The sequence below is a fragment of the Streptomyces colwelliae genome (assembly GCF_048158785.1).
In the GTDB taxonomy this organism is placed as follows: Bacteria; Actinomycetota; Actinomycetes; order Streptomycetales; family Streptomycetaceae; genus Streptomyces.
In genome coordinates this window covers 1-12,277 of the sequence record NZ_JBLTJC010000314.1, presented here as the reverse complement: position 1 = coordinate 12,277, position 12,277 = coordinate 1, and the positions used below count along the sequence as shown (strand labels likewise).

The 12,277-nt window shown below is 70.0% G+C and carries 9 protein-coding genes, 1 pseudogene and 1 riboswitch; of the genes and pseudogenes, 7 read left to right on the top strand and 3 right to left on the bottom strand.

Going from position 1 to position 12,277, the window contains the following annotated elements:
- Positions 1–881, bottom strand: an 881-nt coding sequence (locus ACNFOC_RS41035) for a PucR family transcriptional regulator ligand-binding domain-containing protein (RefSeq protein WP_416964110.1), incomplete at its 3' end; no start/stop codon positions are given.
- A gap of 180 nt (positions 882–1,061) precedes the next feature.
- Here ACNFOC_RS41035 and ACNFOC_RS41030 point away from each other — a divergent pair.
- Positions 1,062–1,883 carry an FAD binding domain-containing protein gene (locus tag ACNFOC_RS41030; protein WP_416964109.1) on the top strand — a complete coding sequence of 274 codons (822 nt, stop codon included), beginning with the start codon at positions 1,062–1,064 and terminating at the stop codon, positions 1,881–1,883.
- Positions 1,880–4,621 (top strand): molybdopterin-dependent oxidoreductase, encoded by a 2,742-nt coding sequence (locus ACNFOC_RS41025; RefSeq protein ID WP_416964108.1) that lies wholly within the window; start codon positions 1,880–1,882, stop codon positions 4,619–4,621. The genes ACNFOC_RS41030 and ACNFOC_RS41025 overlap by 4 nt, the downstream gene beginning before the upstream one ends.
- Here the strand turns inward: ACNFOC_RS41025 and ACNFOC_RS41020 are convergent.
- Positions 4,536–5,024: a molybdopterin-dependent oxidoreductase gene (locus tag ACNFOC_RS41020; RefSeq protein ID WP_416964107.1), complete on the bottom strand. Its 489-nt coding sequence runs from the start codon at positions 5,022–5,024 to the stop codon at positions 4,536–4,538. The two genes, ACNFOC_RS41025 and ACNFOC_RS41020, sit on opposite strands and share 86 nt — an antisense overlap.
- A gap of 218 nt (positions 5,025–5,242) precedes the next feature.
- Between ACNFOC_RS41020 and modA the strand changes: the two genes are divergently transcribed.
- Genes modA through ACNFOC_RS41005 form a run of 3 tightly spaced genes read left to right on the top strand, consistent with a single transcriptional unit; the run spans position 5,243 to position 8,041 of the window.
- A complete protein-coding gene (gene modA / locus ACNFOC_RS41015) occupies positions 5,243–6,064 on the top strand; it encodes a molybdate ABC transporter substrate-binding protein (RefSeq protein WP_416964106.1) in 822 nt (273 codons plus the stop codon).
- Positions 6,061–6,918, top strand: a complete 858-nt coding sequence (modB, locus tag ACNFOC_RS41010; RefSeq protein ID WP_416964105.1) for a molybdate ABC transporter permease subunit — start codon at positions 6,061–6,063, stop codon at positions 6,916–6,918. The genes modA and modB overlap by 4 nt, the downstream gene beginning before the upstream one ends.
- A gap of 49 nt (positions 6,919–6,967) precedes the next feature.
- Positions 6,968–8,041, top strand: coding sequence for an ABC transporter ATP-binding protein (locus ACNFOC_RS41005; RefSeq protein ID WP_416964104.1), 1,074 nt, complete (start codon positions 6,968–6,970; stop codon positions 8,039–8,041).
- 196 nt (positions 8,042–8,237) lie between these two features.
- Here ACNFOC_RS41005 and gcvP read toward each other — a convergent pair whose 3' ends face one another.
- The gene (gcvP, locus tag ACNFOC_RS41000) at positions 8,238–11,123 is read right to left on the bottom strand and encodes an aminomethyl-transferring glycine dehydrogenase (RefSeq protein ID WP_416964103.1); all 2,886 of its coding nucleotides are present in this window, start codon (positions 11,121–11,123) and stop codon (positions 8,238–8,240) included.
- A gap of 188 nt (positions 11,124–11,311) precedes the next feature.
- Positions 11,312–11,407, bottom strand: a riboswitch (glycine riboswitch).
- A 114-nt stretch (positions 11,408–11,521) separates the two neighbouring features.
- Here gcvP and ACNFOC_RS40995 point away from each other — a divergent pair.
- Together ACNFOC_RS40995 and ACNFOC_RS40990 are read left to right on the top strand one after the other, a co-directional pair.
- Positions 11,522–11,893, top strand: coding sequence for a PRC-barrel domain-containing protein (locus ACNFOC_RS40995; RefSeq protein ID WP_416964102.1), 372 nt, complete (start codon positions 11,522–11,524; stop codon positions 11,891–11,893).
- A gap of 81 nt (positions 11,894–11,974) precedes the next feature.
- Positions 11,975–12,277, top strand: a pseudogene (locus ACNFOC_RS40990) (hypothetical protein); the annotation flags it as partial.

The window sequence follows — 12,277 nt, the reverse complement described above, 5'->3', positions numbered from 1 at the left end:
CCCGTCTCCGCGACGAGCACCCGATACGGCCCGTCGTCCGGCAACCCGCAAGCCCGCAGCGCCGCCACCACAGCCGCACCATCGACACCCGGCACCGCGAGCAACGCCCCCAACTCGTCGGCCGTCTGCCGCTCTTCGGCCCGCGCCCGGACCCGCGCCTCCTGGCAGCGCCCCAGCACGGAGGCCAGTTCGTGCACCATGCGCGGCGGTGCGTCGTCGGGGTCGGGAAGGTACAGATGCCAACGCTCGTACGGCGAGACCCCATCCGCATCGACGGGCACGGCCTCCGCCAGCAGGCCGCCCGCCTTCCCCACCGGTATCGCCCCGGCGCCCCGCGTCGCCGCGACCGTCCGCCCCGAGGGCGTGAGGACATACGCGACGGCCCGTTCGAGATGCGCGAAGGCGGTCGCCACGATCGCCTCAGGCCCCGCACCCTGCGCGGCCATCCGGCTCAGCCGCCCCCGCACGTTCTCCGGCAGCGTGTGCCGACGGCTCAGCTCGCCCCACCGCCCGAGGTACACGGTGTCGGTGATCGCGCGGAACATGATGTGCGCCGGTACGGCGGCCACCGGCACCCCGTGCCGCACACAGGCCTCGACGAGGTCGTCCGGCACCGACCCGTGCGTCTCCTCCCCCGCGAGCAGCGCGGCGGCGCCCGCACCACGCAGCGCGGACACGAACCGCTCGGCCCTCCCGGGCCCGTCCTCGGCCGACCACCACACGAGCCCACTCAGCACGACCTCGTCCCGGCGCACGAACCGCGCGGGGTCCTCCAGGTCGGTCACGGTCACTCCGCTGATCTCCCGGGCCAGCTGGGCGTCCTCGGCCCACAGCAGGCGCAGGCCGAGGGACTCGTCCTGAAGAAGGTGTTCGACGTGCATGGTTCCGGCTCCTCGCATCTCGCATTCGCCAGGTGAATGCGAGTGATTGCATGGTAAGTGCAAGACCAATCGGCCGAAACGCCTCTTGGTCGATCCTCCAGTGTCCGGCCCTGGAACGTCGGCGTTTCCGTGCTGTGAACCAGTCGTCCCGACCCGCTCCGCGTTGCTTCACTGGCGGTCATGGACCTGAACACGGTGGCCGAGATCCTCGACGCCCGGCGGCCGACACCCTGGCGGCCGGGCGACGCCTGGCTCGGCGGCGGCACGTATCTCTTCTCCGAGCCGCAACCGCACCTGCGCCGCCTGGTGGACCTGAGCCGCACCGGCTGGACGCCCGTCGAGCGCCACCCGGACGGTTCCCTGGAGATCGCCGCGACCTGCACGATCGCCCAACTCTCCCGTTTCGCGAAGGAGTTGACGACCACCGCGGCCCCGCTCGTCGAACAGTGCTGCCGCGCCTTCCTCGCCTCCTTCAAGATCTGGAACATGGCGACGGTCGGCGGCAACCTCTGCAACGCCCTGCCCGCGGGCCCGATGATCTCCCTCACGGCCGCCCTGAACGCCGAGTGCCTCCTCCTGTCCCAGGACGGCCTACGCCGCCGGGTCCGCGTCGCCGACTTCGTGACCGGCGCGGGCCGCAAGGACCTGGCCGAAGGCGAACTGCTCCGCTCGATCACCGTCCCGGCCCGTGCCCTGACCTGCCGTACGGCCTTCCGCCAGGCCTCGCTCTACGGCCTCGGCCGCTCCGGAGTCCTGGTCATCGGCACCCTGGACCCGCTCGACGGCTCACTCGCGCTGACGATCACCGCGTCGACGGTCCGCCCGTTCCGCCTGTGGTTCCCGCTCCCACCGACGGCCGAGGAACTGCGCACAGCGATCGCCTCCGCCGTGGCGGACGACGAGTGGTTCGACGACATCCACGGGCTGCCCGAGTGGCGGGCGCACATGACGTTCCGGTACGCGGAGGAGATCCGCCGGGAGCTGGGAGAGACAGCGGCATGAAGATCGACGTCAATGGCCGACCCTTCACCGAGGAGCCCCGCCCGGGTCAGTGTCTGCGCACGTACCTCCGCGAACGCGGCTGGTTCGGTGTGAAGAAGGGCTGCGACGCGGGCGACTGCGGCGCCTGCACGGTCCATGTGGACGGCGAACCGGTGCACAGCTGCCTCTACCCGGCCTTCCGCGCCGACGGCCGAGCGGTCACCACGGTCGAGGGCCTGGCCACGGAGGACGGCGAACTCCACCCGGTCCAACGGAAGTTCCTGGACGCCCAGGGCTTCCAGTGCGGCTTCTGCACGGCCGGCTTCCTGATGACGACGGCCGCCCTGAACGAGGACCAACTCACCGACCTCCCAAGGGCGTTCAAGGGCAACCTGTGCCGCTGCACCGGCTACCGCGCCATCGAGGACGCGGTACGAGGCGTCTGCCACGCCGAGGCACCGGGCGCGGGCGAGGCGGTGGGCCGCAACCTCCCCGCCCCCGCCGGCCCCCAGGTGGTCACGGGCACCGCCCGCTACACCTTCGACATCGACATCCCGGGCCTGCTCCACATGAAGCTCCTCCGCTCCCCGCACGCCCACGCCCGCATCACCACCATCGACACCGCTGCTGCTCTCCAAGTCCCAGGCGTACAAGCCGTGTTCACCCACTACGACGCCCCGGAACGTCACTTCTCCACGGCCCGCCACGAACACCCCACCGAGGACCCGGACGACACCCGCGTCCTCGACGACACCGTCCGCTACGTCGGCCAACGCGTCGCCGCCGTCGTCGCCGACAGCGAGGCCGCCGCCGAGGAGGGCTGCCGACGCGTCGAGGTAACGTACGAGATCCTCCCGTCGGTCCTCGACCCGGAGGAGGCGATGCGTCCCGGCGCCCCGGTCGTCCACGACAAGGACGCCGCCACGGCCCGTATCTCCCGCCCGCAGAACAACGTCGTGGGCGAGGCACACGGCGAGATCGGCAGCGTGGAGACGGGCTTCGCCGAGGCCGACGCCGTGTACGAGGACACCTACCGCACCCAGCGCGTCCAGCACGCGAGCCTGGAGACGCACGGCGCGGTGGCGTGGTTCGACGAGGACAACAGGCTTACGGTACGCACCAGTTCACAGACCCCGTTCCTCACCCGCCGCGCCCTGTGCGCGCTGTACGACCTCCCCGAGGAACAGGTCCGGGTCGTCGCCGGCCGGGTCGGCGGCGGCTTCGGCGGCAAGCAGGAGATGCTCGTCGAGGACATCGTGGCCCTCGCGGTCCTGCGCCTGCGCCGCCCGGTGAAACTGGAATACACCCGTGCCGAACAGTTCTACGGCGCCACCACCCGCCACCCGTTCACGATCAACGTGAAGGCAGGCGCCCGCCGAGACGGCCAACTCACCGCACTGCGACTACGAGTTGTCTCCAACACCGGCGCCTACGGCAACCACGGCCCCGCCGTCATGTTCCACAGCGTCGGCGAGTCGATGGCCGTCTACCGCGCCCCGCACAAGAAGGTCGACGCCTTCTCCGTCTACACGCACACCGTCCCGGCGGGCGCCTTCCGGGGCTACGGCCTCGGCCAGGTGATGTTCGCCGTGGAGTCCGCGCTCGACGAACTCGCCCGCCAACTCGGCCTGGACCCACTGGAGTTCAAGGCGAGGAACATCATCGGCCCCGGCGAGCCGATGATCACCCCCGGCGGCGAGGAGGAGGACCTGCACATCGCGAGCTACGGCCTCGACCAGTGCATCGCCATAGTCCGCCGGGCGCAGGCGGAGCCCGCCTCCCAACTCCCCCCGGACGGCTGGCTGGTGGGCGAGGGCACGGCCCTGGCGATGATCGCGACCGGCCCGCCCGGCGGCCACATCGCCGACGCGAAGGCGAGCCTCCTCCCCGACGGAGGCTTCGATCTCGCCGTGGGCACAGCCGAGTTCGGCAACGGCACGACGACCGTCCACCGCCAGATCGCGGCCGGTGAACTCGCCACCACCGTCGACCGGATCACCGTCCACCAGTCCGACACCGACGTCGTACGCCATGACACGGGCGCCTTCGCCTCCACGGGCACGGTGGTGGCGGGCAAGGCCACGCTGCGCGCCGCCCGCGCCCTCGCCGACCAGCTCCTCGACTTCGCCGCCGCCCATCTGCGGCTCCCGCGCGCCGACTGCGCGTTGGCCGAGGAGGCCGTACTGCACCCGGGCGGCCGTCTCACCCTGAAAGAACTGCACGCGGCGGGTGCGGCGGTCGGCGTGGAGTTCAGCGCCGACGGGCACTTCGGCGGAACGCCCCGCTCGGTGGCGTTCAACGCGCAGTGGTTCAGGGTCGCCGTCGATCCGGGCACCGGCGAGATCCGCATCCTGCGCAGCGTGCACGCCGCCGACGCGGGCAAGGTGATGAATCCGATGCAGTGCCGGGGCCAGGTCGAGGGCGGGGTCGCCCAGGCGCTCGGCGCGACGCTCTTCGAGAACGTCCGCATCGACGAGCGGGGTGCGGTGGAGACGGCCGCGTTCCGGCGTTACCGGCTCCCCCAGTACGCGGACGTGCCGCGCACCGAGGTCCACTTCATGGAAACGGCGGACACCATCGGCCCGTTGGGCGCCAAGTCGATGAGTGAGAGCCCCTTCAACCCGGTCGCCCCGGCCTTCGCCAACGCCCTTCGCGACGCGACGGGCGTCCGCTTCACCGAACTTCCGCTGATCCGCGACCGGGTGTGGCTGGCACTGGCCGAGTCGCCCCGTACCCGCCGTCCACCCGTATCGCCCTGATCCCACTGATGTGCCGGGCCCCGCAGCGGTCCTGCGGAAGCACCAGTTGCGGTCCGGCACGGTCGAGCGGGGTGTCGTCGATGCTGACAGCGAGCAGAACAGGGGCATGAGCGAAGTCGGGGTCGATCTCGGCCCAGGACAGCAGCGCGTGGTGCCCGTCCGCACCGCTGACCGCGATGAGGAAGCGCAGCCGGTCCTTGCGGCGGACGGGGTCGAAGCCGGGACCGGCCGAGGACAGGACGTCGTAGAGCCGGGGTCCCGCGAAGCGGTGCACCTGGGTGCCGCTGGTGGCGCACTCGAAGCTGACCCGCACCCGGTGCAGCGGCCAGTCGAACAGGTCGGGCACGGTCAGCCGGGCGGGGCGGGCGAGGTCCCCCGTCAGGTCGAGCTGCGCGAGCGTCACGAGCCATCACCTCCCGGAGTGTGGTACCCGGTCGGCACTCCCGTACAAACGCACATGCGCACCCCACAAGCGAACAGTGCTGCTCATGCGATGCGACAGGAGACTTATGCCTTGCAAATGCGGCAGTATCATCGCGGCACGGCCGTTGCGGTCGTCCCAGGCGCGACAACCCCTTTCATGAGCCCCTTTCATGAAGAGACCAGAGGAGTAGAACCGTGATGACCCGTTCCGCGCGTCGGACCCGCCGGACCCTACAGGTGGCCGGGGCGGGAGCCGCCGCACTGCTGGCCCTGAGCGCCTGCTCCTCCAGCGACGACTCGTCCTCCTCGAAGTCCGGCTCCTCGGCGTCCGCGTCCCCGAAGATGTCCGGCACGGTCACCGTCTTCGCCGCCGCCTCGCTCCAGGAGTCGTTCACGACACTGGGCAAGGAGTTCGAGAAGGCGCACCCGGGCACCAAGGTCACCTTCAGCTTCGGCGGCAGCGACACCCTCGCCGCGAGCATCACCGGCGGCGCCCCCGCCGACGTTTTCGCCGCCGCGAGCCCCAAGACCATGGCGATCGTGACGGACAAGAAGGACGCGGTCGGCACGCCGGCCACGTTCGTCCGCAACCAGCTGGAGATCGCCACCCTGCCGGGCAACCCCGACAAGGTCGCCTCGCTGAAGGACCTCACGAATTCGTCGCTGAAGGTCGTGCTCTGCGACAAGACGGTGCCGTGCGGTGCGGCGGCCCAAAAGGCGCTCACGGCAAGCAAGTTGAAGCTCACCCCGGTGTCGTACGAGGCGGATGTCAAGAGCGCCCTGACGAAGGTGGAGCTGAAGGAGGCCGACGCGGCGGTCGTCTACAAGACCGATGTGCACGCCGCCGGCAGCAAGGTGCAGGGCGTGGAGTTCCCGGAGTCCGCCGACGCCATCAACGACTACCCGATCGTCCTCCTCAAGAACGCGCCGAACGCCGTCGCCGCCAAGGCGTTCATCGCGCTGGTGCAGTCCGCCGAGGGCCAGAAGGTGCTCTCCGCGGCGGGCTTCCTCAAGCCGTGACCCAGCTCGACACCTCCGACGCCGCGGCCGAGACCCTCAAGGGCGGTCCGCGGCGTCGCCGTGTCCGGATGACGGGACGGGGAGTGCCACTCCCCCTCCTGCTGCCCGCGCTCGTGGGCCTGGCGTTCCTGCTCCTCCCCCTGATCGCCCTTCTCGTACGGGCCCCTTGGCGCTCCCTCCCCTCCCAGCTGACCAGCACGGAGGTCTGGCAGGCGCTCCAGCTCTCCCTGTTCAGCGCGACCGCGGCGACGGCCGTGAGCCTCGTCCTGGGTGTACCGCTGGCCTGGGTGCTGGCCCGCACGGAGTTCCCCGGCCGCGGCTTCCTCCGCGCTCTGGTGACACTCCCACTGGTCCTGCCCCCGGTGGTAGGCGGTGTGGCCCTTCTCCTGGCCCTCGGCCGCAACGGCGTCGTAGGCCAGTGGCTGGACTCATGGTTCGGCATCACCCTGCCCTTCACGACGACGGGCGTCGTGGTGGCGGAAGCATTCGTCGCGATGCCGTTCCTGGTCATCAGCGTCGAGGGCACGCTCCGCGCCGCGGACCCCCGCTACGAGGAGGCGGCCCAGACCCTCGGCGCCTCCCGCTTCACGGCGTTCCGCCGGGTCACGCTCCCCCTGATCGCCCCGGGCATCGCGGCGGGCGCGGTCCTCGCCTGGGCCCGCGCGCTGGGCGAGTTCGGCGCGACGATCACCTTCGCCGGCAACTTCCCCGGCCGCACCCAGACGATGCCGCTGGCGGTGTACTTGGCTCTCCAGAACGACCCTGAGGCGGCCATCGCGCTGAGCCTGATCCTCCTGGCCGTGTCGATCGCGGTACTGGCAGGCCTCCGGGACCGCTGGATGACCACATCATGAGCAACAGCCGTACGACCGCCCGCACATCAGCCGTCTGGACGTGCACGCCATGACCGACACCGCCGACGTCGAACTCACCGGCGCCCAGGGCCTCGACGCCCATCTCGTCGTGGACCGCGGCACGTTCCGCCTCGACATGGAGCTGACAGCCGCACCGGGAGACGTCGTCGCCCTGCTCGGCCCCAACGGCGCCGGCAAGACAACAGCACTCCGCGCCCTGGCCGGCCTGGTCCGCCTGACGCACGGTCACCTACGGCTGGACGGCGCGGAGTTGGACCGCACGCCACCGGAGTCCCGCCCGGTAGGAGTCGTCTTCCAGGACTACCTGCTGTTCCCCCACCTGACCGCGCTCGACAACGTCGCCTTCGGCCCACGCTGCCAGGGAGCGACGAAGGCGGAGTCCCGCGCGGTGGCCGCCGAGTGGCTGGACCGCATGGGTCTCACCGAGCACGCAGGCGCCAAGCCCCGCAGACTCTCCGGCGGCCAGGCCCAACGCGTCGCCGTGGCAAGGGCGTTGGCGACCCGCCCGCGCCTGCTCCTCCTCGACGAACCCCTGGCCGCCCTGGACGCCCGCACCCGCCTCGACGTACGGGCCCAACTCCGGCGCCACCTCGCGGAGTTCGAGGCGGTCGCGGTACTGGTCACCCACGATCCCCTGGACGCCATGGTGTTGGCCGACCGGCTCGTCGTGATCGAGCAGGGCACGATCGTCCAGGAGGGCACCCCGGCCGACATCGCCCGCCACCCACGCACGGACTACATCGCCCAACTGGTCGGCCTCAACCTCTACAAGGGCCACGCCGACGGCCACACCGTCACCCTCGACACGGGACCCACGATCACGACCACGGAGGACCTCCAGGGCGAGGTCTTCGTAGCGTTCCCGCCAAGCGGGGTAACCCTCTTCCGCGACCGCCCCACCGGCACCAGCGCCCGCAACCTCTGGCACTGCGAGGTAGCGGGCCTGGAAACCCACGGCGACCAGATCCGCGTAGACCTGACCGGCGAACTCCCCCTGGCCGCCGACCTAACGACGGTCGCAGCAGCCGAACTGGACCTGCACCAGGGCGCGTCGGTCTGGGCAACGGTCAAGGCAACACAGACGCACGCATATCCGGCTTGAGGAGCCCCGCGCCCCAAAGGGGCGCGGGGCTGTATCAATTTACGGCTCCGCCACGGGGCGCGACCAGCCACAACGAACCCGCGCCCAAAATCCAGCCCGGCCCGGCAGCGCCCATAGGGGCGCGAGGAACTGCGCGACCAGCCACAACGGTGCCGCACCCGAAAGACGGCACCTCGCGGCACTTCCAGCGGAACGCTCAGTCCTCGTACGCATCCAACGGCGGGCAAGAACACACCAGGTTCCGATCCCCAAACGCCTGGTCAATCCGACGAACCGGCGGCCAGTACTTGTCGGCAACGGAGACACCAGCCGGGAAGACAGCCTCCTCACGCGTATACGCGTGCCCCCACTCCCCACCGAGCGCGGCCGCGGTGTGCGGCGCGTTCCGCAACGGGTTGTCCTCGCCCGGCCACTCCCCCGCACCGACCTTCTCGATCTCCCCGCGAATGGCGATCATCGCCTCGCAGAACCGGTCCAGCTCGATCAGATCCTCGGACTCGGTCGGCTCGATCATCAACGTCCCGGCCACCGGGAACGACATGGTCGGCGCGTGGAAGCCGTAGTCGATGAGCCGCTTGGCGATGTCGTCGACGCTGACACCGGTCGCCTTGCTGATCGGCCGCAGATCGATGATGCACTCGTGCGCGACGAGCCCGCCCGGGCCGGTGTAGAGCACCGGATAGTGCGGCTCAAGGCGCTTGGCAATGTAGTTGGCGCTGAGCACCGCCACCTGCGTGGCCCGCTTCAGCCCCTCCCCACCCATGAGCCGGACGTACGCCCAAGAGATCGGCAGGATCCCGGCGGAACCCCAGGGAGCAGCCGAGATCGGCCCAACTCCCGTCTCCGGCCCGGCCGCAGGCTGCAACGGGTGGTTCGGCAGATACGGCGCGAGGTGCGCACGCACACCGACCGGCCCGACCCCCGGACCGCCACCGCCGTGCGGAATGCAGAACGTCTTGTGCAGATTCAGATGCGAGACGTCCCCGCCGAAATGCCCCGGCTTGGCAAGCCCCACAAGGGCGTTGAGGTTGGCCCCGTCGACGTAGACCTGCCCGCCCGCCTCGTGCACCTGCGCACAGATGTCGGCGACGTGCTCCTCGAACACACCGTGCGTGGACGGGTAAGTGATCATCAGCACAGACAGCTCGTCGCGGTACTGCTCGATCTTCGCCCGCAGATCCTCGACGTCGATCTCACCGTCCTCGGCGGTCTTCACGACGACGACCTTCATCCCGGCCATCACGGCACTCGCGGCATTCGTCCCATGCGCGGACGACGGAATGAGGCAGACAGTCCGCTGCTCATCACCATTGGCCCGGTGATACCCGCGTACGGCGAGCAGCCCGGCCAACTCCCCCTGCGAACCGGCATTCGGCTGCAACGACACCTTGTCGTACCCGGTGACCTCGGCGAGCCGCTCCTCCAACTCCCGGATGAGCGTGAGGTATCCCTGCGCCTGCTCGGCGGGCGCGAAGGGGTGCAACTGCCCGAACTCGGGCCAGGTGACCGGCTCCATCTCGGTGGTCGCGTTGAGCTTCATGGTGCAGGAGCCCAGCGGGATCATGCCCCGGTCGAGCGCGTAGTCACGGTCCGCGAGCCGACGCAGATACCGCAGCATCGCGGTCTCGGAACGGTGGTCCCGGAAGACCGGGTGCGTGAGATAGGCATCGGTGCGCAACAGCCCCGCGGGCAACGTGTCTTCGGCACTCGCGTCAAGCGCCTCGATGTCTCCATCCACCCCGAACGCGGTCCATACGGCGGCCAGTTGGGCACGCGTGGTGGTCTCGTCGCAGGCGATGGACACCTGGTCGGCGTCCACGAGGTGCAGGTTGACGCCGTCCTCACGGGCAGCGGCGACGACCTCGGCGGCCCGCCCCGGAACGCGCGCGGTCAGCGTGTCGAAGTAGCCCCCGTGCACGACCTCGACTCCGCCGGCGGTGAGCCCGGCGGCAAGGATCGTGGCATACCGATGCGTCCGCCGCGCGATGCCCTTGAGCCCCTCGGGCCCGTGGTAGACGGCGTACATGCCGGCCATCACCGCGAGCAGCACCTGCGCGGTGCAGATGTTGCTGGTGGCCTTCTCACGGCGGATGTGCTGCTCGCGCGTCTGAAGGGCGAGGCGGTAGGCCTTGTGTCCGTCGGCGTCGACGGAGACGCCCACGAGCCGCCCGGGCAGGCTGCGCGCGAACTTCTCGCGCACGGCCATGTATCCGGCGTGCGGCCCGCCGAAGCCCATCGGCACCCCGAACCGCTGCGTCGTACCGACCGCGATGTCCGCCCCCAGCTCACCCGGCGACTTCAGCAGCGTCAGCGCGAGGAGATCGGCGGCGACGGTGACAAGCGCACCGAGCGCGTGCGCCTGCTCGATCAGCGGCTTGATGTCGCGTACGGCTCCGGAGGCGCCCGGGTACTGCACGAGCACGCCGTTGATCTCACGCTCGGCGATGTCGGCCGGGATGCCCTCGCTGAGGTCGGCGACGACGACCTCGACACCGGCCGGCTCGGCACGCGTCTCGATCACGGCGATGGTCTGCGGCAACACGTCCGCGTCGACCAGGAACAGACCCTTCTTGTTCTTGCCCATGCGCCGGGACAGCGCCACGGCCTCGGCGGCGGCCGTCCCTTCATCGAGCAGGGAGGCACCGGAGGTGGGCAGCCCGGTCAGATCGGCGACCATGGTCTGGAAGTTGAGAAGAGCTTCGAGCCGCCCTTGCGAAATCTCCGGCTGATACGGCGTATAGGCCGTGTACCAAGCCGGGTTCTCCATGACGTTGCGCAGGATCACGGGCGGGGTGAAGGTCCCGTAGTACCCGAGCCCGATCATGGAACCGAGGACTTCATTGCGGTCCGCGAGGGAACGCAGCTCGGCCAGCACCTCGGCCTCGGTGCGGGCGCCCGGCAGATCGAGAGCGTCGGCGTTCTTGATCACATCCGGGACGGCGGCGGCCGTGAGCTCGTCGAGCGAGCCGTATCCGACCTGCGCGAGCATCTTGGCCCGCGCCTCCTGGTCGGGTCCGATGTGACGCTGCTCGAACGGGATGCCCTGTTCGAGCTCGGAGAGCGAAGTGCGAGGGGCAGTCATCAGGGAGGCCTCCTGGTCGGACACGACCTTCGAGGGCACCACGACAGCGGGGTGCCGGACGGCCTCCCCCTCTGTCATCTCAACCTGAGAGCTTCACCGGGCATCCCGAAGGCACCCGGCTTTCACCGTCGGTGAGAGCGAAAACCGTCGACACCGTCAACGACACCCGCTCTGCTTTCCAGAGTGACCTCGTCCGTGCGGTACGTGAGCCTGAGAGATTCCGGGGAGGATTTGCTCCTTCGGCGCCTCCGATGAAGTCTGGAGGACTCTCCCGCACGGGGTCAGCAGCCGTTGGCCAGCCTACCAGCGAGCGTTGAAGCCTAGCTTTCGAGTGGCCGCCTTCCTCAATGTGCTCTTTTGTAGTGCTTACGGATGAGTTGCGACCAGGAGGTGGGCCCGTGCAGACCGATATCGATCCGCGCAACCTGATCGGCCGCAAGGCGTTCGACCGCACCGGCGCCAAGATCGGCACGATCGACGAGGTCTACCTCGACGACGCGACCGGCGTACCGGAGTGGGCGGCCATACGCACCGGCCTGTTCTCCAGAGACGCCTTCGTCCCCCTGGAGCCCAGCGAACTGATCGAGGGCACCCTGCACATCCCCTTCGAACGCTCCCTGATCAAGGACGCCCCCGACTTCGGAGTGGGCCGCCACCTCTCCCCGGACCAGGAACTCCAGCTCTACCACCACTACGGCCTCGACGTCGGCCCACCCCCATCACTCCCGGACCACGACTTCGGCAAACTCGCGGGCTCGGACGACACCTGAACGCGCCCGGCAACCGATTCGTCACCGGGGCTTCGAATCCCTGGGGACGTTGACACGGCGGACGGAGTATCCGGGCGTCGAATGTCCGGGCCCGTTGCTGCAACGGCCAAGGAACCTGGGTCTGGCGCGCCCGAGGGCGTCGGCGCGGCCGACACAACGCCGGGGCCTGACACCACCAACGAAGTCGACGCCGCAGACAAAACGTCAGCGCGCCGCGCGACCGACAGCAGCGGCTCGCCGGGACCCGGGCTCTCCAAGGGCGTCGACGTCGCAGGCGGGACGTCGCGCCGCACACTCGACGCCGGCGGCTCAGCCGGCCGTTCCTCGGGTCCTCGCACCTCCACCGGCGTCGGCGTCGGCATCGGCATCGGCATCGGCATCGGC

Bases quoted from the DNA above. Each gene is read 5' to 3' on its own strand.
- ACNFOC_RS41030 (WP_416964109.1), top strand. From the start codon at position 1,062: ATGGACCTGAACACGGTGGCCGAGATCCTCGACGCCCGGCGGCCGACA.
- ACNFOC_RS41025 (WP_416964108.1), top strand. From the start codon at position 1,880: ATGAAGATCGACGTCAATGGCCGACCCTTCACCGAGGAGCCCCGCCCG.
- modA (WP_416964106.1), top strand. From the start codon at position 5,243: ATGACCCGTTCCGCGCGTCGGACCCGCCGGACCCTACAGGTGGCCGGG.
- gcvP (WP_416964103.1), bottom strand. From the start codon at position 11,123: ATGACTGCCCCTCGCACTTCGCTCTCCGAGCTCGAACAGGGCATCCCG.
- ACNFOC_RS41005 (WP_416964104.1), top strand. From the start codon at position 6,968: ATGACCGACACCGCCGACGTCGAACTCACCGGCGCCCAGGGCCTCGAC.